The organism is Bradyrhizobium sp. SEMIA, assembly GCF_014844175.1.
GTDB lineage: Bacteria > Pseudomonadota > Alphaproteobacteria > Rhizobiales > Xanthobacteraceae > Bradyrhizobium > Bradyrhizobium arachidis.
Window position 1 is genome coordinate 6,597,382 of sequence record NZ_CP046601.1, and the last position, 22,708, is coordinate 6,620,089.

A 22,708-nucleotide genomic window follows, 5' to 3' on the forward strand; every position below is an offset into this window, starting at 1 on the left:
ACGAGCACCTTTGCCTAACGCGATGCGAGCGCCTGCCCTTAACCTGCTGCTGATTGCGAGCGTCTCGGGCGCAAGCCTCGCGCAAGCTTGCATAAGCCTCGCGCAAGCTCAGACCGCAGCGCCGGCGCCGCAGACCGCGGCGGTCTCGCCCGACGCGATCAAGCAGCGCGAGCAGGAGCTCGAGGCCGCGCGCGCAAGGCAGAAGAGCGCGGAGGAGGCGCAGGCCAAGCTCAAGGCCGAGATCTCCTCGCTCGGCCAGGACCGCACCCAGCTCAATCAGCAATTGATCGATACCGCCGCCAATGTGCGCACCGTCGAGACCAAGATCGACGAGGCCGAAGCGCGGCTGCGCACGTTGAGCGGTCGCGAGCAGGAGATGCGCTCCTCGCTCGATTCGCGCCGCGCCGACATCGTCGAGGTGCTGGCGGCGTTGCAGCGCGCCGGCCGGCGCACGCCGCCGGCCCTGCTGGTACGGCCCGAGGATGCGCTGCAATCATTGCGCACGGCGATGCTGCTCGGCGCGGTTGTGCCGGAATTACGCGGCCGCGCGGAGAAGATCGCCAGCGAACTCGGCGAGCTCGTGGCGCTGCGCAAGACCATCGCGAGCGAGCGCGACCAGCTCGCCTCCGACCGCGACAGGGTCAGGAACGACCAGACCCGCCTCGCCGCCCTGATCGACGAGCGGCAGCGCCAGCAGGCCTCGCGCGAAAAGGACCTCGATGCCGAGAGCTCGCGTGCCATCGCGCTTTCAAGACAGGTCGGCGATCTCCAGGGGCTGATCACCAAGATGGAGCAGGACCTGCAGAGCGCCGCCAAGGCCGCCGAGAAGGCAGCCGAGGCCGCAAGGCAAGCGGAGGCCAAGGCAGCCGCCAGCGCCAATGCCAGCGCAAAGTCCGGCCCTGGCGCTTTCAAGGACCGCTCCCGGACCACCCCTGCGATTGCCTTCGCGTCGGCCAAGGGGCTCCTGCCGCTTCCGGTTAACGGTAACAAGATCAGGGACTTTGGCGGTTCCGACGGGGTCGGCGGGGTCCAGAAGGGCATTTCCCTGGCCACCAAGCCCGGCTCCCAGGTCACAACGCCGTGTGACGGCTGGGTGGTCTATTCCGGCCCATTCCGCAGCTATGGACAACTCTTGATCCTCAATGCCGGGGGCGGGTATCATGTCCTGATCGCCGGGATGGAGCGCATTTCGGTAAACATCGGACAGTTTGTGCTCACGGGGGAGCCAGTCGCGACCATGGGGTCGACCTCTCAAGTCGCCTCCATTCTCGCCACGAACGCGAGTCAACCTGTGCTGTATGTCGAGTTCCGCAAAGACGGCACTCCAATCGATCCAGGCCCATGGTGGGCCGCAAATGAAGGCGAGAAGGTTCGCGGATGATGCGCAAGACTTCAGTTATTCTCCTCAGCGCGGCCACCGGTGCGGCGCTGACGCTGTTCGTTACCCAGCCGCGCGCAGTGTTCATGGGCTCCAGCGCGCGAGCCGCGACTGCGGACACCTATCGCCAGCTCAACCTCTTCGGCGACGTCTTCGAGCGCGTCCGCTCCGACTATGTCGAGAAGCCCGATGACACCAAGCTGATTGAATCCGCCATCAGCGGCATGCTCACCGGCCTCGATCCGCATTCGAGCTACATGGACGCCAAGAGCTTCCGCGACATGCAGGTGCAGACCCGCGGTGAGTTCGGCGGTCTTGGCATCGAGGTCACGATGGAAGACGGCCTGATCAAGGTGGTCTCGCCGATCGACGACACGCCCGCCTCGCGCGCCGGTATCATGGCCAACGACATCATCACCAATCTCGACGACGAGGCGGTGCAGGGCCTGACCCTGAACCAGGCGGTCGAGAAGATGCGCGGTCCGGTCAACACCAAGATCAAGCTGAAGATCATCCGCAAGGGCCAGGACAATCCGATCGACGTCACGCTGGTGCGCGACAACATCCGTGTCCGCTCGGTGCGCGCCCGCATCGAGGCCGACGACATCGCCTACATCCGCATCACCACCTTCAACGAGCAGACCACCGAAGGCCTGAAGCGCGAGGTCGCCAACCTCTCGAATCAGATCGGCGACAAGCTCAAGGGCTACATCATCGACCTCCGCAACAACCCGGGCGGCCTGCTCGAGGAAGCGGTCACCGTCTCCGACTCGTTCCTGGAGAAGGGCGAGATCGTCTCGACCCGCGGCCGCAATGCCGAGGAGACCCAGCGCCGCACCGCGCATGCGGGCGACCTCACCAAGGGCAAGCCGGTCATCGTGCTGGTCAATGGCGGCTCGGCCTCGGCGTCGGAAATCGTCGCCGGCGCGCTGCAGGACCACAAGCGCGCGACCATCGTCGGCACGCGCTCGTTCGGCAAGGGCTCGGTGCAGACCATCATCCCGCTCGGCTCGGGCAACGGCGCGCTGCGCCTGACCACGGCGCGCTACTACACGCCGTCGGGCAAGTCGATCCAGGCCAAGGGTATCGTGCCCGACATCGAAGTGCTCCAGGACGTGCCGGACGAGCTGAAGTCGCGCACCGACACCAAGGGCGAGGCTTCGCTGCGCGGCCATCTCAAGAACGACGGCGACGAGAAGACCGGCTCGCAGTCCTACGTCCCGCCGGACGCCAAGGACGACAAGGCGCTCAAGCTCGCCGACGATCTGCTCCACGGCATCAAGAACAGCGCCTCCGCAGCGCCGACGCCGGGCGGCGACAACAAGGCGACGGCCGACAGGCCCAAGGCCGCGAACTAAGTCGGTGAACTAAGGCAGCGCATCAAGCGATCCAAAGAAAAGGGCGGCTCCCAGAGCCGCCCTTTTTGCTTTGGAACTCAGGTCCGCGGCTCCGGAAGAGCGGCGCTTCCTCACCTCTCCCGCTTGCGGGAGAGGGGCGTACCTCCATCCGATTCGATCACGCCCCCCGGCCTCTCCCGGCCTGCCGCCACTTGACCCCGGCGTGGTATCGTCGGGGTGAGTGATTCGGGATCTCGCATGACTGAAACGGCCGATGATCTGAGCGCCCCGCTCGGACAGGACAAGCCGCGCCGCAAACGCCGGCTGCGGCTGCCGTTCACGGCTATGCAGCTCCTCGCCGTCATGCTCGGCCTGTTCCTCGTCACCTTCGCCGGTTTCGCCATCTTCAACAAGGATCCGCTCGGCGGCGAGCCGATGACGCGGATCGCGATCCGCGAGCCCAAAGCGACCGACGAGAAGCCGGTCGCCTCCGGTCATGGGCAGGATCAGGCCCAGACGAGCAAGCATGAGACCAAGGAAGCGGCGAAGCCGGCGGGCGAGCAGAAGACCGTCACCATGATCGACGGCTCCACCGGCGCGCGCCGTGACGTCGTGATCGGCGCCGGCGATGCCGCGGACAAGGGTGACGCGGCGGCCGCATCAGCCCCGCCGCCCGTCATGGCGGGGATCGACACGAAGCTGCTGGAGAAGTCGCGCTACGGCATGATCCCCGTGGTCGCCGGCGATCTGAAGCCGTTCAACGTCTATGCGGCGGACGCCGATCGCGCCAAGGCCGCCAAGATGCCGGTGGTCGCGATCGTGATCGGCGGCCTCGGCGTCGGCGCGGCAAAAACCACCGATGCGATCATGAAGCTGCCGGCCGCGGTGACGCTGGCCTTCACGCCCTACGGCGCCGATCCCGGCAAGCTCGCCGAACGCGCCCGCGCCCAGCGCCACGAGATCTTCCTCCAGATCCCGATGGAGCCCTACGACTTTCCGGACAACGATCCAGGGCCGCAGACGCTGCTAACCTCGCTCACCACCGACCAGAACATGGACCGCCTGTACTGGCACCTGAGCCGGATGCAGGGCTATGCCGGCATCACCAATTTCATGGGCGCCCGCTTCATCGCGACGGACGCGGCGATGCAGCCGGTCATCCGCGAGGCGGCCAAGCGCGGTCTCGGCTTCTTCGACGACGGCTCCTCGCCGCGCAGCATCGCGCCGCAGGCCGCCGGGAGCCAGGCGATGCCGTTCGGCAAGGGCGACATCGCGATCGACGCGGTGCCGACCCCGACCGAGATCGACCGCGCCCTCAACAAGCTCGAAGCGGCAGCGCGCGAGCGCGGCGCCGCAATCGGCACCGCCTCGGCCCTGCCTGTCTCGATCGAGCGCATCAGTGCCTGGACCCGGACATTGAGCGACCGAGGTATCCTTTTGGTGCCATTGACAACCGTGATGCTGAAATCAAAATCCAGCTAAATCAACGGATTGGTACGGCACGAGGTCGGCGGGGCCTGTTCGAGCCCTACCGACAGCACGCGGAGAGGTCTGGCGGAATGGCGCGTTACGAGGATCTGCCCTACCGGACCTGCGTCGGTGTGATGCTGATCAACCCAAAGGGACTGGTGTTCATCGGCCGCCGCGCCGGCGGCGTCGAGCATGTCGACGACAGCCATGTCTGGCAGATGCCGCAAGGCGGCGTCGATCCCGGCGAGGACACCTGGGAGGCCGCGCGCCGCGAGCTCTATGAGGAAACCAGCGTGCGCTCGGTCGAGCGGCTCGGCGAGGTTCCGGACTGGCTCACCTACGACATTCCGCGCACGGTGGCGGGCCGCGCCTGGAAGGGCCGCTATCGCGGCCAGCGCCAGAAATGGTACGCAGTGCGCTTCACCGGCAAGGACAGCGAGATCAATGTCGAGAAGCCCGGCGGCGGCGGCCACAAGGCCGAATTCGTGAGCTGGCGCTGGGAGCCGATGAAGAACCTCCCCGGGCTGATCATCCCGTTCAAGCGCCCGGTCTACGAGCGCGTGGTGCAGGAATTTTCCGCGCTGGCGGACGACTAGATCAGTCGTCGCGCCCTCGGTCGTCGTCCCCGCGAAGGCGGGGACCCATAACCCCAGGGAGTAGTTTTGCCACGGATGGCAACCACGAGCTTTCAACCGACGGCGGCCTGTGGTTATGGATTCCGGGCTCGCGCTTTGCGCGCCCCGGAATGACTGAGATGACCAACGAAAAACCCTACCGCCCCAACGTCGGCATCGCGCTGTTCAATGCCGACGGCCGCGTGCTGATCGGCCACCGCTTCAAGGGCGACGGGCCCGAGATCGTCCTGCCCGGCCTCGATTGGCAGATGCCGCAGGGCGGTGTCGACGAGGGCGAGAACCTGCGCGATGCGGCGATGCGCGAACTGTGGGAGGAGACCAGCGTCGTCAGCGCCGACTATCTCGGCGAGACCGACTGGTTCACCTACGAATTTCCGCCCTATGACGGACCGCAGACGCATCGCCTGGCAAAATTCCGCGGCCAGCGCCAAAAATGGTTCGCGCTGCGCTTCACCGGCAAGGACGACGAGATCGATCCGCTGACACCGCGCAACGACCAGCCCGCCGAATTCGACGCCTGGCGCTGGGAGCGGCTCGACCGCGTTGCCGACCTCGTGGTGCCGTTCCGGCGCGAGGTCTATCGCGCCGTGGCACGAGAGTTTGCGCCGTTCGGAAACTGAGCCTGCGAAAACAACCCCATGTACAGTAGAGCGGGGGTTGAAATCATTAGAGATCTTTTTGTCGGGGGTGCGTGTAAGGGAGGCACCGCTCTCTCCCCCGCAAGGGGGGAAAGGGAACGCACCTCCGCTGGCGCGCTAGTCGGGGCTGATCCAGGCAAGTCCTAATTCGTCGGTCCCACCGTGAACGGGCCGATGGCAATGACGTGGCAATCGCTGTCGCGCTTGGCGCACTCGCCGAGTGCGGCATTGACGGCGGTCTGCTCGTCGGCGGCCTTCAGGCCGAGACCCGGGCGGCCGGCGGTACCGACCGCAACCGCATTCCAGCCCATGGCATCGCCGAGCTTGCGCACGACGTCGTCGCGGGCGTCGGCGACGATCGAAGGATTGCTGGCGGCATGGAAGAAGCCGGTGATCCTGAACAGGGCCGGGATCGGCACGACGAAATTGTCGTCGACCGCGACGATCATGCAGGCGACGCCGGCGATGGCGCCGCACGATTCCAGCGAACGCCGCGCCGCATCCTCGGCGGAGGCTGCACCGAGCACCATGAAATATTGTCCGCCCGGGCCGAGTGCGACCGATCGGGATTTCGCCGCCGGCACGAACATGTTCTCGAGCCGCACCTTTTGCTGTTCGCGCACGATCGGAAAATCCTTCGACGCGAAGGCCCGTTCGGTCATGGCGTCATGCCGGAAGTACGGCGCCGGCGGCATCGGCGGCTTGCCGTGGGCGTAGACGACGTTGTTGCCGACCGCATAGAGCTCGCAGCGCCGTGGCGATTGTGCCGCATCGGCGCGTTTCTGGCACTGCTCGATCGCGCCGTTGCGCGCAGCCTCCTCGCTCGGCTGGTTCAACACCGAGCCGGTGAAGCCGCCGATATTGAGCGCGAAGGCCTTGTAGTCGCCAGCGGCCGAATAATCGCCGGCGAGGTAATTGCGGATGCGCTCGTTGATGAAAGGCACGCTGTCGGCGGCAAACTTGCCCGTCGATCGGCGCGGCGGATGGTGACGGCGCCGGCGCCGGCATCGGCGCCATCGCAGCGCCGGCGTTCGATGGCGCCATCGGGGCCATCGGCGCTTTGCAATCTGGGTCGGCGTTGGGCTCGGCGACGCGGCCGTCGCAGTCGGCGTTGCGCTCGGCACGGCACTGGGTGTGACCGCCGGCGTCGATGCGGCGTTCGCCGTCTGCTTGAGCTTGGTGTTGTAGAGGAAGCCCGAGACAACGATGGCGACGATCGAGACGACGGCGACCACGAGTGGCCACATCCACACCGGCGCGGCGGCGAGCTTCGCACTCGCCTTCTTCAGCTGCGGCTTGGCGTAGGTGCCGTCCTCGCGCCGCATCGCCACCATGTAGGCGTGCACGGGCGTCGGGATGTTCTTGACCTCTTGCGCGCCGATATCGGCGAACTGCACTGAGAGCTTGTTGGCGACCTGCTCGTGCACCGCGCGGGAGACGCAGATTCCGCCGACCTCGGCGAGGCCCTCGAGCCGGGCCGCGATGTTGACGCCGTCGCCCAGCAGATCGCCGTCGCGCTCGACCACGTCGCCGATGGTGATGCCGATGCGGAACGACATCTGGCGGCTCGGTGGATAGGCCATGTTGCGGGTTCGCAAGGACTCCTGGATGTCGATCGCGCAGCGCACCGCATCCACCGCGCTCGGAAATTCCGCGAGCACGGCATCGCCCGCCGTGTTGAAGATGCGCCCGCCCGCCTTGGCGATGAAATCGTCGACGACCTCGCGATAGGAGGCGAGACGCCGCAGCGTCTCCTCTTCGTCCTCCGCGACCAGCCTCGAGTAACCGGCAATATCGGCTGCGAAAATCGCCGCGATCTTGCGTTTCATCTGCACCCAGCCCCGGAACAAATTCGCGGGCGCAGAATGCCGCTATCTTCGGCGCGGTGCAACAAAGTTTCAGCGCCCGCCACGGTCGGTGACGAGCGCTGAACTTGTTCAGGAATTTTAGCTTGAGCCCCGGAGCGGATGCCCCGGGGCTTAGTGCATAGCCGTGGTGTTGAGCTCGTGCTGGATGCTCTTGTAATGGTCGAGCCGCGCGATCGCGAGATCCAGCTCGGAGCCTTCCTTCTCGGACAGCTTTTCCTGCAGTTCCGCGATCTTGTCGGCGAACTGCGCCCGATCCAGCTCCTCGATCGACGTTGCGACGTCGGCGAGCACGGTCAGGCGATCTTCGGACACTTCGGCGAGCCCACCGGTCACGATGACCTTCTGCTTCTGGCCGCCGGTGATGATCGTCAGGATACCCGGCCGCACAGCAGCCACGAGGGGGGCATGTCCGGCGAGCACGCCGAAATCGCCTTCCCAGCCGGGGACATCGACCTGGTCGACCTCACCAGAGAATGCGAGCCTTTCCGGCGAGACGAGATCGAAATGGAAGGTGGCCATGGAGAACCTGCGAATGGTGAGTGGCGAATGGCGAGTGGCAAAAGAGAGAGCAGCTATTCGCTACTCCCTATTCGCTATTCGCCAGCTTAGGCGGCCTCGGCCGCCAGCTTCTTGCCCTTCTCGACCGCCTCTTCGATCGTGCCGACCATGTAGAAGGCAGCTTCCGGCAGGTGGTCGTACTTGCCTTCCACCAGGCCCTTGAAGCCCTTGATGGTGTCGGCGAGGTCGACGAACTTGCCCGGCGAGCCCGTGAAGATTTCGGCGACGTGGAACGGCTGCGACATGAAGCGCTCGACCTTGCGGGCGCGGGCCACGGTCAGCTTGTCCTCTTCCGAGAGCTCGTCCATGCCGAGAATGGCGATGATGTCCTGGAGCGCCTTGTAGCGCTGCAGCACCTGCTGGACCTGACGGGCGACCGCGTAGTGCTCCTCGCCGACGACCAGCGGGGAGAGCATGCGCGAGGTCGAGTCGAGCGGGTCCACCGCCGGATAGATGCCCTTTTCAGCGATCGAGCGCGACAGCGTGGTCGTCGCGTCCAAGTGCGCGAACGAGGTCGCGGGCGCCGGGTCGGTCAAGTCGTCGGCCGGAACGTAGATGGCCTGCACCGAGGTGATCGAGCCCTTCTGCGTGGTGGTGATGCGCTCCTGCAGCGCGCCCATGTCGGTGGCGAGCGTCGGCTGATAACCCACCGCCGAAGGAATACGGCCGAGCAGCGCCGACACTTCCGAGCCGGCCTGGGTGAAGCGGAAGATGTTGTCGACGAAGAACAGCACGTCCTGACCCTGGTCGCGGAAGTCTTCCGCGATGGTCAGACCCGTGAGCGCGACGCGGGCGCGGGCGCCCGGCGGCTCGTTCATCTGGCCGAACACCAGCGCGCACTTCGACTTCACGCTCGGATCCGGATTCTTCGGGTCCGCGTTGACCTTGGACTCGATGAACTCGTGATAGAGGTCGTTGCCCTCGCGGGTCCGCTCGCCGACGCCGGCGAACACGGAGTAACCGCCGTGCGCCTTCGCGACGTTGTTGATCAGCTCCTGGATCAGCACGGTCTTGCCGACGCCGGCGCCGCCGAACAGGCCGATCTTGCCGCCCTTGGCGTAGGGAGCGAGGAGGTCGACGACCTTGATGCCGGTGACGAGAATTTCAGCTTCCGTGGACTGGTCGGTGTAAGTCGGCGCTTCCTGGTGGATCGCGCGCAGGCCTTCCGTCTTGACCGGACCGGCTTCGTCGATCGGCTCGCCGATGACGTTGATGATGCGGCCGAGCGTGCCCTCGCCGACGGGAACGCGGATCGGAGCGCCGGTGTCGGTGACTTCCTGGCCGCGGACGAGACCCTCGGTGGTGTCCATCGCGATGGTGCGGACGGTGGACTCGCCGAGATGCTGAGCGACTTCGAGCACCAGGCGATTGCCGCCGTTCTTGGTCTCGAGCGAATTGAGAATGGCCGGGAGGTGGCCTTCGAACTGCACGTCGACGACGGCGCCGATGACCTGGGTGACGCGACCGACCTGGGCTGCCATTGAATGTCTCCTTCGATCCGAACTTCTAGACCACGGTCAGCTGACCGGGATGTTGCGTTGATGGGTACCGATGCGTCTTTGCTAGACGGCTTCGGCGCCCGAGATGATTTCGATCAGTTCCTTGGTGATCTGCGCCTGACGCGTGCGGTTGTAGACCAGCGTCTGCTTGCGGATCATCTCACCGGCGTTGCGCGTCGCGTTGTCCATCGCGCTCATCTGCGCGCCGTAGAACGAGGCGTTGTTCTCGAGCAGCGCGCGGAAGATCTGGACCGCGAGGTTGCGCGGCAGCAGGCGGGTGAGGATCTCGTCCTCTTCCGGCTCGTATTCGTAAGACGTCGTGTTGGCGGCAGCGCCCTCCTCGACCACCAGCGGGATGATCTGCTGGGCGGTCGGGATCTGCGCGATGACAGACTTGAAGCGCGAATAGAACAGCGTGCAGACGTCGAACTCGCCGGCCTCGAAGCGCGCCAGGACCTTCTTGGCGATGTCCTCGGCGTTGACGAAGCCGAGCTGGCGGACGCTGCGCAGATCGAGATGCTCGACGATCTGCTTGTCGAACTGACGGCGCAGCTGCTCGTAACCCTTGCGGCCGACGCAGAAGAATTTCACTTCCTTGCCCTGCGTGATCAGCGCCAAAGCGCGCTCGCGGGCAAGACGCACGATCGAGGAGTTGAAGGCGCCGGACAGGCCGCGCTCGCCGGTGCAGACCAGCAGCAGGTGGACCTGATCGCGGCCGGTGCCGGCCAGCAGCGTCGGCGCGCCGGGCGAACCCGCAGCGGCGCTGGCGATGTTGGAGATCACCGCGCTCATCTTGTCGGCATAGGGACGCGCGGCTTCCGCCGCGGTCTGCGCGCGACGCAGCTTGGAGGCCGCGACCATCTGCATGGCCTTGGTGATCTTTTGCGTCGCCTTGGTGGAGGCGATGCGGACGCGCATGTCTTTAAGTGACGCCATTCTTCGTCCCCAGCGATCAGCCTGTGGCTCGACCGCGACCCTATCCTTTCGTCATGCCCGGGCTTGTCCCGGGCATCCACGTCTTTCCCCTCCACGCGGCGACGCGTGGATGGCCGGGACAAGCCCGGCCATGACGGGCCTCTTAAGCGAAGCTCTTCGCGAAGCCTTCGACCACCGACTTCAGCTTGGCGGCGCTGTCGTCCGAGAGGTCACGGCTGTCGCGGATCGTGTTGAGGAGGTCGGCATTCTTGCCGCGCAGCAGCGACAGCAGGCCGTCCTCGAACGCGCGCACCTTGTTGACCGGAAGCGGGTCGAGATAGCCGTTGGTGCCGGCCCAGATCACGCAGACCTGCTCTTCCATCTTCAGCGGCGAGAACTGCGGCTGCTTCAGGAGCTCGGTCAGGCGCGAACCACGGTTCAGCAGGCGCTGGGTCGAGGCGTCGAGGTCGGAGCCGAACTGCGCGAACGCCGCCATTTCGCGGTACTGCGCGAGCTCGCCCTTGATCTTGCCGGCGACCTTCTTGGTGGCCTTGGTCTGCGCCGAGGAGCCGACGCGCGACACCGACAGACCGACGTTCACCGCAGGACGGATACCCTGGAAGAACAGGTCGGTTTCCAGGAAGATCTGGCCGTCGGTGATCGAGATGACGTTGGTCGGGATGTAGGCCGACACGTCGTTGGCCTGGGTTTCGATGACCGGCAGCGCCGTCAGCGAGCCCGAACCATGGTCCTTGCTGAGCTTCGCCGCGCGCTCGAGCAGGCGGGAGTGCAGATAGAACACGTCGCCCGGATAGGCTTCGCGGCCCGGCGGACGGCGCAGCAGCAGCGACATCTGGCGGTAAGCGACGGCCTGCTTGGACAGATCGTCGTAGATGATGACGGCGTGCATGCCGTTGTCGCGGAAGAATTCGCCCATGGTGCAGGCAGTAAAGGGAGCAATGTACTGCATCGGCGCCGGATCCGAAGCGGTGGCAGCGACGACGATCGAGTATTCGAGCGCGCCCTGCTCTTCCAGCACCTTCACGAACTGGGCGACGGTCGAACGCTTCTGGCCGACCGCGACGTAGACGCAATACAGCTTGATGTTCTCGTCGGGCTGCGCGTTGAGCGGCTTCTGGTTCAGGATGGTGTCGAGCGCGATCGCGGTCTTGCCGGTCTGACGGTCGCCGATGATCAGCTCGCGCTGGCCGCGGCCGATCGGGATCAAGGCGTCGATCGCCTTGAGGCCGGTCGCCATCGGCTCGCTCACCGACTTGCGCGGAATGATGCCGGGCGCCTTGACGTCGACGCGCATACGCTTGTCGGCCTGGATCGGACCCTTGCCGTCGATGGGATTGCCGAGCGCGTCGACGACGCGGCCGAGCAGGCCCTTGCCGACCGGCGCGTCCACGATGGCGCGGGTGCGCTTGACGGTCTGGCCTTCCTTAATCTCGCGGTCGGCACCGAAAATAACGACACCGACGTTGTCGGTTTCGAGGTTCAGCGCCATGCCGCGGGTGCCGTTCTCGAACTCGACCATTTCACCGGCCTGGACGTTGTCCAGACCATAGACGCGGGCGATACCGTCGCCGACGGACAGCACCTGTCCGACTTCGGAGACTTCAGCTTCCTGGCCGAAATTCTTGATCTGGTCCTTGAGGATCGCGGAAATTTCCGCGGCGCGGATGTCCATCAGCCTGCCTCTTTCATCGCGTGCTTGATCGAATTGAGTTTGGTGCGAAGCGAACCATCGACCATGCGGCTGCCCAGCTTGACGACGAGGCCACCGATGATCGAGGGATCGACTTTCACGTTCAGCGCGACGTCCTTGCCGGTCACCGACTTCAGGGCAACCTTGAGGGCGTCGAGATTCTTGTCAGAGAGCGCTTCCGCCACGGTCACGTCGGCCGTCGTCTCGCCCTTGAACTTGGCGACGAGGGCGCGATAGGCGCGGATGACGTCAGCCACCGCGAACAGGCGGCGGTTGGCGGTCAGCACTTTGAGGAAATTGGCGGAGATGCCGGCGATGCCGGCCTTGTCCAGCACAGCCCCAAGCGCCTTGGTCTGGGCCTCGGCCGCGAACACCGGGCTGCGGACGAGGCGCTTGAGATCGGCGCTCTCGTTCAGCAAGGCATCGAATTTATCGAGATCGGCCTTGACCTCGTCGACCACTTTCTGGTCGCGGGCCAGTTCAAACAAGGCCGTTGCATAACGGCCCGACACACCTGAAACGGACGTATCTTCTGCAGCCACAGACGCGCTCTTTTTGCTGTCAAACTCGCAAGGGAAAAACCGTCGCCACGAAGCGGCGCCTAGCGATCCAAGCCCTTGGAATTCAAGCGGGACTTCGATTTTCGGCCGACACGGGAGGTGCCGGGTCCGTTAAAATCGCGGCTTTGCTAACATAGCAGGCGCGCACGTGCAACATGACGCCAAATTAAAGGCATGAGGTTCGTTCGCCAGTTCGTCGCAGTCGCGCGCGCGGAATGACGAGCTCTCAGGCAACCTTCCAGTCAACCTGCCGTGCCACGGAATTGCCGCGAGCCTTACGGCGACATCTCGCCATTTCGTTCCTGCCCCCAGCGCATAGCGGCCATGAACACGGATCGCAGAGGCGTGACAGCGGGCCGGCCTGCGCCCCCTTCCGAATACTTATCGAATTCTAAAGATCGGGAACAACGACTTCGCTTTACAGTATTCGTAAGTAAATTGAAGGTTAACGAATTATTAAAATGGAAAATTGCGGAACATCCGCTGCAATATCGGTGCCAGTCACAAGATATGTCATGACGACACATAATGGATTTACTGCCCAATTCACGCCTCATTGGGAATCGAAACGCCGTCCCGCTCACAAACTGATGGGGGCTCCACTTGCCACATATGTGGCAATACTAGCTTAGGGACCGATAAATGCTGTCTTTGAAGACGCTGGGCACCGTGACCCGGCCGCGCACGGCGATTGCCTTTGTTGCCGCAACTCTCATCGTCGGTGGAACTGCCACCGAAGCTTCCGCCAAATCCCGGCATCACCACCGGCACTCGCACCATCACCGCCACCACGCCCAGGCCGACACCAATGCCGGCGCAGAGTGGCGCAACGCCAATGCGTCCATGACCCCGTCCTCGGGCACCGGCCGCAGCTTCTCCGGCATGGCCTCCTATTACGGCAACGAATCCGGCAGCCGCACCGCCTCGGGCCAGCGCTTCAACCAGAACGCCATGACCGCGGCACACCGTTCGCTGCCGTTCGGCACCAAGCTCCGCGTCACCCATGGCGGCCAGAGCGTCATCGTCACCATCAATGACCGTGGCCCGTTCATTCGCGGCCGCGTGCTCGACCTCTCCACGGGCGCAGCCCGCGCCATCGGCCTCACCGGCGCCGGTGTCGGCCGCGTCACCGCCGAAGTCGTCTCGTAAGGCGTTCAAGACGCCTCACATTGCCCGCGCAGATTTCATCAGTTTGATGCGCGCATGAAACAAGCCCGCGGTCTTGGGGGACCGCGGGCTTTTTTATTCCCTGTCATTCCGGGGCGCGACGAAGTCGCGAGCCCGGAATCCATTGGGCGACAGAGTCTGCGGTGAAATGGATTCCGGGCTCGCGCTGCGCGCGCCCCGGAATGACGGTCGCTACAAAAAGCTCTGCGGATCGACGTCGACTTCGAGCTTCAGATTGCCTGTCGGCTTCGGGCACACCGCGAGCCAGTTGCGCAAGTAATCCGAGAGGTCAAAGCCGCGCGCCGACTTCACCAGGATACGGAAGCGGTAGCGGCCCTTGATCACGGCGAGCGGGGCTTCCGCTGGGCCAGCACGACGACGCGCTCGTCGCGCGGGGCGAGCGCCGACCAGCTTGCGGCCGAAACCGTCCGCGCTCGGGCGGTCGCCCGCGGAGATGATCAGGCTCGCGAGCCGGCCGAACGGCGGATAGAGCGTCCTCTCGCGCAGATCGATCTCGCTGTCGTAAAAGGCCTCGCGGTCGCAGGCGATCAGCGCCTTCATCACGGGATGATCGGGCTGGTGGGTCTGGAGATAGCCGACGCCGCGGCCCTGCTCGCGGCCGGCGCGGCCGATCACCTGGTTAAGCAATTGCCAGGTACGTTCCGCCGCGCGCGGATCGCCATTGCTAAGGCCGAGATCCGCATCGACCACGCCGACGAGATTGAGTCGCGGGAAATTGTGGCCCTTGGCGACGAGCTGGGTGCCGATGATGATATCGACGCGGCCCTCGGCGATCTCGGCGAGCTCCGAGCGCATCGTCTCGATCGAGGTGATGAGATCGCTCGACAGCACCATGGTGCGTGCGTCCGGGAACAGCGCGGCCGCCTCCTCCTGCAAACGCTCGACGCCGGGCCCGACCGCGACCAGCGATTCCTCCGCCGAGCAGTTCGGGCAGAGATGCGGGCGCGGCATCGAGAAGCCGCAATGGTGGCAGACGAGGCGCTGGCGGAATCTGTGATCGACCAGCCAGGCATCGCAGATGGTGCAGGCGAAGCGATGGCCGCAAGCACGGCACAGCGTCAGCGGCGCATAGCCGCGGCGGTTGAGGAACAAGAGCGCCTGCTCACGCCGCTCGATCGCGGTCCTGATCTCGCCGGCAAGCCGCGGCGAGATGAAGCGGCCGCGCGCGGGCGGCTCGCGGCGCAGGTCGATGGCCTCGATATGCGGCATGTGCTGGCCGCCGAAACGCGACGGCAGCGCGACGCGCTGATAGCGGTTCTTGCGCGCATTGACCTCGGACTCGACCGAGGGCGTCGCCGAGGCCAGCACGACCGGGATCTTTGCGATGTGCCCGCGCACCACCGCCATGTCGCGGGCGTGATAATGCACGCCCTCGTCCTGCTTGTAGGCCTGGTCGTGCTCCTCATCGACGACGATGAGGCCGAGATTGGCATAAGGCAGGAACAGCGCCGAGCGCGCGCCGACCACGACGGGCGCTGATCCCTCGGAGATCGCCGCCCAGTTGCGCGCGCGGGTGCGCGGCGTCAGCTCGGAGTGCCATTCGATCGGCCGCACCCCGAAGCGCTGCGCGAAGCGGTCGAGGAACTGGCCGGTGAGCGCGATCTCCGGCATCAGGATCAGTGACTGTTTTCCGCGGCGGATGGTCTCCGCAACGGCCTCGAAATAGACCTCGGTCTTGCCCGAGCCGGTGACGCCGTCGAGCAGCGCGACGTGGAAGGTGCCGTTGGCCGCGAGGGCGCGCATCGCATCGACGCCGGCACGCTGCAGCGGTGAGAAATCCGGCCGGCCGGAAATCGGGGATCGGGTGCCGGCGGCGGCGGAGGCGGCGGCATCGGCTCGACCGTGAGCGTGCCTTCGTCGACGAGGCCATCGATCACGCCGGCGGAGACGCCGGCTTCCTTGGCGGCCTCGGACTTGCCGTGCAGCAGCCGGTCGGACAGCACCTCGATCACGCGCGCCCGCGCCGGCGTCAGGCGCCTGGGGGGATCACCGACCAGGCGCACGCCGGGGCGGACCCGCTCGGGACCCAAATTCTCGCCCATGCGCAGGCACATGCGCAGCACCATGCCGCGCGGGCTCAGCGTGTAATTGGCGACCCAGTCGACGACCGCGCGCAATTCGGGTTTCAGCGGCTGGATGTCGAGCTTCTCGCTGACCTCCTTGAGGCGGTTGTGCAGGCGCGGATCGGGGTTGGCGTTCTCGCCCCAGACCACGGCCAGCACCTCGCGCGGGCCGAGCGGCACACTGAGGAGATCGCCCGCCTTCAGCTCCATGCCGCGCGGCACCTTGTAGGAATAGGTCTGGTCGAGCGCGACCGGCACCAGCACGTCGACCATGCGGGTCGCATTAGTAGGGGCGGCGTTGCTGCGCGACGTGTGATCCATCAACGGTCTTTGGAGGGAGAATCGGAACCTTGCGGCCTTCAGGCTAGCGCCGTGGCGCGGCCTTAGCGAACAGTAAACTGGTGTGATGCGATATACTGTGCGGAATCATTACGTCCAGAGCGCATGAGCAAAGCGGCCGCCCCCCCAATCGAGCTCGCCAGCGCCGATCCCACGATCGCGCTGGAGATGACGCGCTGGCTGGCGCATCTCGGCGCCGAGCGGCGGCTGTCGCCGAAGACGCTGGAGGCCTATGGCCGGGACTTGCGGCAGTGCCTGGATTTCCTTTGCAGCCATTGGGGCGAGCGCGTGACGCTCGAACGATTCGCATCGCTCGAAGCCACCGACATCCGCGCCTTCATGGCGATGCGCCGCGCCGACGACATTGCCGGCCGTTCATTGATGCGCGCGCTGGCGGGCCTGCGCTCGTTCGGCCGCTTCCTCGAGCGCGAGGGCAAGGGCAAGGTCGGCGCCCTCTCCGCCATCCGCGCGCCGAAGGTGGCGAAGAGCCTGCCGAAGCCGCTGCCGATGGCGTCGGCAAAGCGTCTTGCCGATGCCGACGAGCGCGCCGGCGAGGAACGCGAGACCTGGATCCTGACGCGCGATGCCGCCGTGATGGCGCTCTTGTATGGCTCGGGCCTGCGCATCTCCGAGGCGTTGGGGCTGAAGCGCCGCGAGGTGCCGCGGCCCGGCGAAGGCGACGTGCTGATCGTCACCGGCAAAGGCAACAAGACCCGCATGGTACCGGTGCTGCAGAACGTGCTGGAGCTCGTGCAGGAATACGTGTCGATGTGCCCGTATCCGTTGCCGGCGGAAGGCCCGATCTTCGTCGGCGCGCGCGGCGGTCCCCTCAGCCCACGCATCATCCAACTCGCGATGGAGCGGCTGCGCGGCGCGCTTGGCCTCCCCGACAGCGCCACGCCGCACGCGCTGCGCCATTCCTTCGCCACGCATCTGCTCTCGCGCGGCGGCGATTTGCGCGCCATCCAGGAATTGCTCGGCCATTCCTCGCTCTCGACCACGCAAATCTATACCGGGATCGATTCCGAGCGCCTGCTCGAAGTCTATGCGAGTGCGCATCCGCGGCGCTGAAGCTTAGTTGGCGAGATATTCGATCTCGTAGACATAGTTCGACCCGCGCCCGACTTCGACGCGAACCTTGGGTCTGAATTGCTGCAGCCGCTCGTAAAGCGGCGCCGTCACCTTCACGGTTTGACCCGCGATGATCACGATATAATCGGCCCTGCGCCCACTTGTTCTGCTGGCGTATTGAACACGGCCCTCGATCACGAGGCGGGACGTGAAGAGGTCGAGAACGAGCATCCGTCCGAAGAACCATGCGATGATGCTGCCGAACAGCACGATCGCGATCATCCCGCCATACCCTTTCGCCTTGTCGCGCCATGAGCCTTGAGGCGCAGGGGCTCGCAGCTGGGAGCCGACGACCACCAGGCCGAAGAGAACGAGAAGGGCATTCATGTCGTTGATCGCGATGATCGAGCTGTTGACCCAGAGCACCACCAGCAGGAAGTAGGCCAGGCCGAACCAGATCACGATCTTGAGGATGATCGGAAAGACCGCGCTGTTGCGGGCCTTCAGCAACGCAAACGCAGCGATGACGGCGGACGGCCAGAAGCAGGCTGCGATGAAATCCGCTGTGGTCATGTGACAGGACTAGAACAGCCAGACGGCAAAACCATTAATTGCATGCGCCATCCCGCTTGCCACTTGCGCGCGCCGCACGGTTCGGTCAATCGTTGGTAAATGAGCAGGAGGGGATTTTTATGAGCGCACATGAGAGCATGGAGCATGCCGAGCACGCCGAACACGCGTCCGGCTCGAACAAGAAGATCGCCCTCCTGATCGCCGTGCTGGCGCTGTTCCTGGCGATCTCGGAAACGCTCGGCAAGGGTGCGCAGACCGAAGCGATCAGCAAGAACGTCGAGGCCGCCAATCTCTGGGCGTTCTTCCAGGCCAAGAGCATCCGCCGCACCGTGGTCGTGACCGCGGCCGAGCAGGGCAAGCTCACGCTCGGCGCCACCACCGACGACGCCCAGAAGGCGCTCGTGCAGAAGCAGATCGACGACTGGACCAAGACCGCGCAGCGCTACCGCTCCGAGCCGGAGACCGGCGAAGGCACCGAGCAGCTCGCCGAGAAGGCCAAGCACGCCGAGCACGAGCGCGACGAGGCGACCGCGAAGTATCATCATTTCGAGCTGGCATCGGCCGCCTTCCAGATCGGCATCGTGCTGGCCTCGGCCACCATCATCACCGGCATGGTCGCGCTCGCCTATGTCGGCGGCATCTTGACCCTCGCGGGCCTGATCATGACCGCGCTCGGCCTGTGGTGGCCGCACCTGATGCATTTGCATTAGGGAGCGTGTGGCGCGCGGCGTGACGCCACACAGACAGTGTCATGCCCCGGCTTTGACCGGGGCATCCAGTACGCTGCGGCCCTTCGGTTCAATCACGACTGCTGTTGGAATACTGGATCGCCCGGTCAAGCCGGGCGATGACAGCGAGTGTGTGGCGATGGCAGCGAGTCTGTAGCGAGCAGCTCACCGCGCCTCGTGCACGCTCTTCCTGAAGCGCTGGATCAGACGCAGCGTGCGGGACGACCAGCCTTCGCCGTTGCCGGCGATCAGCTCGCGGATGCGGCGCTTGATCGGGTCGACCAAGAGGTGCGCCTTGGCGCGCAGCTTCATGACGAGATCATAGAGCCGCTCGAACCAGTGCATCTCCAGCAGCTTGTCGCGCGTGACGTCGAACACGAAGGCGGTGACGCCGACGCCGAGCAGCTTTGCGAACAGGAACGTCGAGACGCCGCTCAGCCAGTATTCATGCGTGAGCAGCCACAGGCCGATCAGCTTCAGCGGAAACAGCGGGATGATCGGCACGACGAAGATGATCAGCGTCATGGCCGGCGACAGCGCATCGACGCGCTCCGTCAGCCATTGCTTGAACCGCGCGAGCGGGATGGCTGCGACAACCCGCGCGACGATCGGCTCGAGATGGTCCCACAGCCAGGCTTCGATCAGGAAGACGATCGCCAGCAGGACCCAGAGCGGTTGAAGTAGGCGGCGCAGCATGTGTTTCCCGCCCGATTCGGAGCTGGGCGTCGCTTACATATGGATGGCCCGCTTGCCGACTGCAAGCGCGGCTTCCTTGACGGCCTCCGAGCGGGTCGGATGCGCGTGACAGGTGCGGGCGAGATCTTCCGCACTGCCACCGAACTCCATGAGAACGCAGGCTTCATGGATCATTTCGCCGGCCTCGATGCCGATAATGTGCACGCCGAGCACGCGATCGGTCTTCGCATCTGCGAGAATCTTCACAAAGCCATCAGTCGTTTGGTTGACCTTGGAGCGGCCGTTGGCGGTAAAGGGAAACTTCCCGACGGTATAAGCCACACCCGCCTGCTTCAGCTCCTCCTCGGTCTTGCCGACGGAGGACACTTCCGGCGTGGTATACACGACGCCTGGGATAACGTCGTAATTCACTTGGCCGGCCTGGCCGGCGATGATCTCGGCAACCGCAACGCCTTCGTCCTCGGCCTTGTGCGCGAGCATCGGGCCTGCGACGACGTCGCCGATGGCATAGACGCCCTTCAGGCTGGTCGCGAAATGGGGATCGATCTGCACCCGGCCGCGATTGTCGAGCGCAACGCCGGCTTCCTTCAGACCGAGACCATCCGTGTAAGGCACGCGCCCGATGCAGACGAGCACGACGTCGGCTTCCAGCGTCTCGGCGGCACCACCGGCAGCCGGTTCGATTTTCGCGAGCAATGCCTTGCTGTTCACTTCGACGCCGGTGACCTTCGAACCCAGCTTGAATGCAAAGCCCTGCTTCTCAAGGATGCGCTGGAATTGCTTGGCGATCTCGCCGTCCATGCCGGGCAGGATGCGATCCAGGAATTCGACGACGACGACTTCGGCGCCGAGCCGCTTCCACACCGAGCCGAGCTCGAGGCCGATGACGCCGGCGCCGACGATCAGGAGCTTGCCGGGGACCTTGTCGAGCGAGAGCGCGCCGGTCGAGGAGACGATGCGCTTCTCGTCGATCTCGATGCCCTTGAGACGCGCGATGTCCGAGCCGGTGGCGATCACGATGTTCTTGGTCTCGATGACCTGCGACTTGCCGTCGGCGGAGACTTCGACCTTGCCGGTGCCGAGGATCTTGCCGGTGCCCTTGAGCACGTCGACCTTGTTCTTCTTCATCAGGAACTCGACGCCCTTGACGTTGCCGTCGATGCCCTGCTGCTTGAAGTTCATCATGGCGGGCAATTCGAGCTTCGGCGCGGAAACGGAAACGCCCATCTTGGCGAAGGAATGCCCGGCTTCCTCGAACATTTCGGAGGCGTGCAGCAGCGCCTTCGACGGCATGCAGCCGACGTTGAGGCAGGTGCCGCCGAGCGTGGCGTTCTTTTCGACCACGGCGACTTTCATGCCGAGCTGGCTGGCGCGCACCGCGCAGACATAACCGCCCGGTCCGGTGCCGATGACGACGAGATCGTAGGTAGCCATGAGAGATAGTCCCGTAAGGTTTTAGCGTGATGAGGATGTGTCAGCGTCCGCGCGGCGCGTCAGCGTCCGCCGGACACATCGAGAGTGGCTGCGGTGACGTAAGAGGCCTCGTCCGACAGCAGCCAGACGATGGCATTGGCGATTTCGTCAGATGTGCCGACGCGCTTCATCGGCACCAGATGGGCCAGACGATGGGCGCGGTCGGGCTCGCCGCCGGCGGCGTGGATCTCGGTGTCGATCAGGCCGGGGCGAATGCCGGCGACGCGGATGCCTTCGCTCGCGACCTCATAGCCGAGGCCGATGGTGAAGGAATCGATCGCGCCCTTCGACGCCGCATAGTCGACGTAAGTGTTGGGCGAGCCGAGCTTGGCGGCGACCGACGACAGATTGACGATGACGCCGCCCTTGCCGCCGTGCTTGGTCGACATCCGCTTCACCGCCTCGCGCGCGCAGAGGATGGAGCCGGTGACGTTGACGGCCATGACGCGCTGGATGCGCTCGGCCGACATCTCGTCGACGCGCACGCCGCTCTTGCCGACGATTCCGCCATTGTTGACGAGCGCGCCCAGCGTGCCGAACTTGTCGGCCTCCTTGAACAAATTGAGGATGTCGTTTTCCTCGGCGACATCGCATTTCACCGCGATGGCCTTGCCGTTGCTGGCCTCGATCGTAGCTACGACCTCGTCGGCGGCCTGCTTGTTGCTGGCATAGCCGACCACGACGCGGAAGCCGCGCGCGGCCGCCGCAAGCGCGGTCGCGCCCGATGCCGCGGCTGCCGCCGGTGATGACAACGACTTTATCCGTCACGCGCGCCTCCATGGTTCGACACGCGCCGTCGCGAATGGCGACGGCGCTCGCAAAGCATCAGGGATCAGAGATCGAGCACCAGGCGCGCCGGATCTTCCAGGCTCTCCTTGACGCGCACCAGGAAGGTGACGGCTTCCTTGCCGTCGATGACGCGGTGATCGTAGGACAGCGCCAGATACATCATCGGGCGGACCTCGATCTTGCCTCCGACGACCATCGGGCGATCCTGGATCTTGTGCATGCCCAGGATGCCGGACTGCGGCGCGTTCAGGATCGGGGTCGACATCAGCGAGCCGTAGATGCCGCCATTGGTGATGGTGAAGGTGCCGCCCTGCATCTCGTCGATCTTGAGCTGGCCATCGCGGGCGCGGCGGCCGAAATCGGCGATGCCCTTCTCGATGTCGGAGATCGACTTGTGGTCGCAGTCGCGGACAACAGGCACGACGAGGCCCTTGTCGGTGCCGACGGCCACGCCGATGTGGTAGTAGTTCTTGTAGATCAGGTCGGTGCCGTCGATCTCGGCGTTGACGGCCGGAATGTCCTTCAGCGCCTGCACGACGGCCTTGGTGAAGAAGCCCATGAAGCCGAGCTTGGCGCCGTGCTTCTTCTCGAACGCGTCCTTGTAGTGGGCACGCAGCGCCATCACGTTGGTCATGTCGACCTCGTTGAAGGTCGTGAGCATGGCCGCGGTGTTCTGCACGTCCTTGAGGCGGCGCGCGATGGTCTGGCGCAGGCGGGTCATCTTGACGCGCTCTTCGCGGGCGGCGTCATCGGCCGGCGACGGCGCGCGGACCTGCACGGCGGCGGCCGGCTGGTTGACCGGGGTCGGCGCGGAGGAGCAGCAGCAGGCTTGGCAGGCGCGGCGGCGGGCTTCGCAGCGCCGGCGCCATCGGTGATCTGGCCGAGCAGCGCGCCGACCGCAACGGTCGCGCCATCGGCGGCGATGATCTCGCTCAGCGTGCCGGCGGAGGGCGCCGGGACCTCGATGGTGACCTTGTCGGTCTCGAGCTCCACCAAGGGCTCGTCGACGGCGACGGGATCGCCGGCCTTCTTGAACCAGCGGCCGATGGTGGCCTCGGTGACGGATTCGCCGAGCGTCGGCACACGAATTTCAGTCATGGTCTTTTCCTTAAGGGATCGCAGTCGCGGTCATGAATTCTCAGGTGTCATCGGCCAGCGAAAAGCAAGCCATCCAGCGAGCCGCGACGTTGCGGTCACGACGTACTGGATGCCCCGCCCT

At 65.2% G+C, this 22,708-nt stretch carries 16 protein-coding genes and 4 pseudogenes; 8 read left to right on the forward strand and 12 right to left on the reverse strand.

The features are described from left to right. Positions 1-22: 22 nt before the first annotated feature. From FOM02_RS31785 to FOM02_RS31805, 5 genes are all read left to right on the forward strand, one after another. The gene (locus FOM02_RS31785; protein ID WP_027561887.1) at positions 23-1,381 is read left to right on the forward strand and encodes a murein hydrolase activator EnvC family protein; all 1,359 of its coding nucleotides are present in this window, start codon (positions 23-25) and stop codon (positions 1,379-1,381) included. Further along, entirely contained in the window at positions 1,378-2,736 is a 1,359-nt protein-coding gene (locus FOM02_RS31790) for a S41 family peptidase (protein WP_027561886.1), read from the forward strand. Before FOM02_RS31785 ends, FOM02_RS31790 begins: the two co-directional genes overlap by 4 nt. Before the next feature lie 237 nt (positions 2,737-2,973). Next, the gene (locus tag FOM02_RS31795; RefSeq protein ID WP_027561885.1) at positions 2,974-4,197 is read left to right on the forward strand and encodes a divergent polysaccharide deacetylase family protein; all 1,224 of its coding nucleotides are present in this window, start codon (positions 2,974-2,976) and stop codon (positions 4,195-4,197) included. 77 nt (positions 4,198-4,274) lie between these two features. Further along, positions 4,275-4,781: an RNA pyrophosphohydrolase gene (locus tag FOM02_RS31800; protein ID WP_027561884.1), complete on the forward strand. Its 507-nt coding sequence runs from the start codon at positions 4,275-4,277 to the stop codon at positions 4,779-4,781. Between the two features lie 158 nt (positions 4,782-4,939). Next, positions 4,940-5,440, forward strand: a complete 501-nt coding sequence (locus FOM02_RS31805; protein WP_027561883.1) for an RNA pyrophosphohydrolase — start codon at positions 4,940-4,942, stop codon at positions 5,438-5,440. Positions 5,441-5,601: 161 nt separating this feature from the next. Here the strand turns inward: FOM02_RS31805 and FOM02_RS31810 are convergent. The 6 genes and pseudogenes from FOM02_RS31810 to FOM02_RS31835 form a co-directional block, all read right to left on the reverse strand. Beyond that, a pseudogene (locus FOM02_RS31810) lies at positions 5,602-7,287 on the reverse strand (adenylate/guanylate cyclase domain-containing protein). Positions 7,288-7,437: 150 nt separating this feature from the next. After that, the gene (locus FOM02_RS31815) at positions 7,438-7,845 is read right to left on the reverse strand and encodes a F0F1 ATP synthase subunit epsilon (protein WP_027561881.1); all 408 of its coding nucleotides are present in this window, start codon (positions 7,843-7,845) and stop codon (positions 7,438-7,440) included. Positions 7,846-7,931: 86 nt separating this feature from the next. Continuing rightward, positions 7,932-9,365, reverse strand: a complete 1,434-nt coding sequence (gene atpD, locus FOM02_RS31820; protein WP_027561880.1) for a F0F1 ATP synthase subunit beta — start codon at positions 9,363-9,365, stop codon at positions 7,932-7,934. An 81-nt stretch (positions 9,366-9,446) separates the two neighbouring features. After that, positions 9,447-10,319 carry a F0F1 ATP synthase subunit gamma gene (locus FOM02_RS31825; RefSeq protein WP_027561879.1) on the reverse strand — a complete coding sequence of 291 codons (873 nt, stop codon included), beginning with the start codon at positions 10,317-10,319 and terminating at the stop codon, positions 9,447-9,449. Between the two features lie 142 nt (positions 10,320-10,461). After that, the gene (atpA, locus tag FOM02_RS31830) at positions 10,462-11,991 is read right to left on the reverse strand and encodes a F0F1 ATP synthase subunit alpha (RefSeq protein WP_027561878.1); all 1,530 of its coding nucleotides are present in this window, start codon (positions 11,989-11,991) and stop codon (positions 10,462-10,464) included. After that, positions 11,991-12,551 (reverse strand): F0F1 ATP synthase subunit delta, encoded by a 561-nt coding sequence (locus FOM02_RS31835; protein ID WP_027561877.1) that lies wholly within the window; start codon positions 12,549-12,551, stop codon positions 11,991-11,993. Before FOM02_RS31835 ends, atpA begins: the two co-directional genes overlap by 1 nt. A gap of 660 nt (positions 12,552-13,211) precedes the next feature. Here FOM02_RS31835 and FOM02_RS31840 point away from each other — a divergent pair. Continuing rightward, positions 13,212-13,718, forward strand: a complete 507-nt coding sequence (locus FOM02_RS31840) for a septal ring lytic transglycosylase RlpA family protein (protein ID WP_027561876.1) — start codon at positions 13,212-13,214, stop codon at positions 13,716-13,718. Positions 13,719-13,928: 210 nt separating this feature from the next. On the opposite strand, the pseudogene FOM02_RS31845 reads toward FOM02_RS31840, so the two are convergent. Then, positions 13,929-16,141: pseudogene (locus FOM02_RS31845) on the reverse strand (primosomal protein N'). 123 nt (positions 16,142-16,264) lie between these two features. On the opposite strand from FOM02_RS31845, the gene FOM02_RS31850 reads away from it, so the two are divergent. Continuing rightward, positions 16,265-17,230, forward strand: a complete 966-nt coding sequence (locus FOM02_RS31850) for a tyrosine recombinase XerC (RefSeq protein WP_027561874.1) — start codon at positions 16,265-16,267, stop codon at positions 17,228-17,230. Positions 17,231-17,233: 3 nt separating this feature from the next. Here FOM02_RS31850 and FOM02_RS31855 read toward each other — a convergent pair whose 3' ends face one another. Next, the gene (locus tag FOM02_RS31855) at positions 17,234-17,803 is read right to left on the reverse strand and encodes a hypothetical protein (protein ID WP_027561873.1); all 570 of its coding nucleotides are present in this window, start codon (positions 17,801-17,803) and stop codon (positions 17,234-17,236) included. Positions 17,804-17,922: 119 nt separating this feature from the next. On the opposite strand from FOM02_RS31855, the gene FOM02_RS31860 reads away from it, so the two are divergent. Further along, positions 17,923-18,513 carry a DUF4337 domain-containing protein gene (locus FOM02_RS31860; protein WP_027561872.1) on the forward strand — a complete coding sequence of 197 codons (591 nt, stop codon included), beginning with the start codon at positions 17,923-17,925 and terminating at the stop codon, positions 18,511-18,513. Positions 18,514-18,696: 183 nt separating this feature from the next. Here FOM02_RS31860 and FOM02_RS31865 read toward each other — a convergent pair whose 3' ends face one another. The 4 genes and pseudogenes from FOM02_RS31865 to odhB form a co-directional block, all read right to left on the reverse strand. After that, positions 18,697-19,227, reverse strand: coding sequence for a hypothetical protein (locus FOM02_RS31865; RefSeq protein WP_027561871.1), 531 nt, complete (start codon positions 19,225-19,227; stop codon positions 18,697-18,699). Positions 19,228-19,260: 33 nt separating this feature from the next. After that, positions 19,261-20,661 carry a dihydrolipoyl dehydrogenase gene (gene lpdA / locus FOM02_RS31870; protein WP_265440559.1) on the reverse strand — a complete coding sequence of 467 codons (1,401 nt, stop codon included), beginning with the start codon at positions 20,659-20,661 and terminating at the stop codon, positions 19,261-19,263. Positions 20,662-20,720: 59 nt separating this feature from the next. Continuing rightward, positions 20,721-21,480 (reverse strand): annotated as a pseudogene (locus FOM02_RS31875) (SDR family oxidoreductase). 52 nt (positions 21,481-21,532) lie between these two features. After that, a pseudogene (odhB, locus tag FOM02_RS31880) lies at positions 21,533-22,587 on the reverse strand (2-oxoglutarate dehydrogenase complex dihydrolipoyllysine-residue succinyltransferase). Between the last annotated feature and the right edge of the window lie 121 nt (positions 22,588-22,708).

What these genes read in the sequence shown, in the direction of transcription:
- FOM02_RS31850 (WP_027561874.1), top strand. Translation starts at nt 16,265, where the DNA reads ATGAGCAAAGCGGCCGCCCCCCCAATCGAGCTCGCCAGCGCCGATCCC.
- FOM02_RS31785 (WP_027561887.1), top strand. Translation starts at nt 23, where the DNA reads ATGCGAGCGCCTGCCCTTAACCTGCTGCTGATTGCGAGCGTCTCGGGC.
- atpA (WP_027561878.1), bottom strand. Translation starts at nt 11,991, where the DNA reads ATGGACATCCGCGCCGCGGAAATTTCCGCGATCCTCAAGGACCAGATC.
- lpdA (WP_265440559.1), bottom strand. Translation starts at nt 20,661, where the DNA reads ATGGCTACCTACGATCTCGTCGTCATCGGCACCGGACCGGGCGGTTAT.
- FOM02_RS31815 (WP_027561881.1), bottom strand. Translation starts at nt 7,845, where the DNA reads ATGGCCACCTTCCATTTCGATCTCGTCTCGCCGGAAAGGCTCGCATTC.
- FOM02_RS31865 (WP_027561871.1), bottom strand. Translation starts at nt 19,227, where the DNA reads ATGCTGCGCCGCCTACTTCAACCGCTCTGGGTCCTGCTGGCGATCGTC.
- FOM02_RS31805 (WP_027561883.1), top strand. Translation starts at nt 4,940, where the DNA reads ATGACCAACGAAAAACCCTACCGCCCCAACGTCGGCATCGCGCTGTTC.
- FOM02_RS31860 (WP_027561872.1), top strand. Translation starts at nt 17,923, where the DNA reads ATGAGCGCACATGAGAGCATGGAGCATGCCGAGCACGCCGAACACGCG.
- atpD (WP_027561880.1), bottom strand. Translation starts at nt 9,365, where the DNA reads ATGGCAGCCCAGGTCGGTCGCGTCACCCAGGTCATCGGCGCCGTCGTC.
- FOM02_RS31855 (WP_027561873.1), bottom strand. Translation starts at nt 17,803, where the DNA reads ATGACCACAGCGGATTTCATCGCAGCCTGCTTCTGGCCGTCCGCCGTC.
- FOM02_RS31825 (WP_027561879.1), bottom strand. Translation starts at nt 10,319, where the DNA reads ATGGCGTCACTTAAAGACATGCGCGTCCGCATCGCCTCCACCAAGGCG.
- FOM02_RS31800 (WP_027561884.1), top strand. Translation starts at nt 4,275, where the DNA reads ATGGCGCGTTACGAGGATCTGCCCTACCGGACCTGCGTCGGTGTGATG.
- FOM02_RS31795 (WP_027561885.1), top strand. Translation starts at nt 2,974, where the DNA reads ATGACTGAAACGGCCGATGATCTGAGCGCCCCGCTCGGACAGGACAAG.
- FOM02_RS31790 (WP_027561886.1), top strand. Translation starts at nt 1,378, where the DNA reads ATGATGCGCAAGACTTCAGTTATTCTCCTCAGCGCGGCCACCGGTGCG.
- FOM02_RS31840 (WP_027561876.1), top strand. Translation starts at nt 13,212, where the DNA reads ATGCTGTCTTTGAAGACGCTGGGCACCGTGACCCGGCCGCGCACGGCG.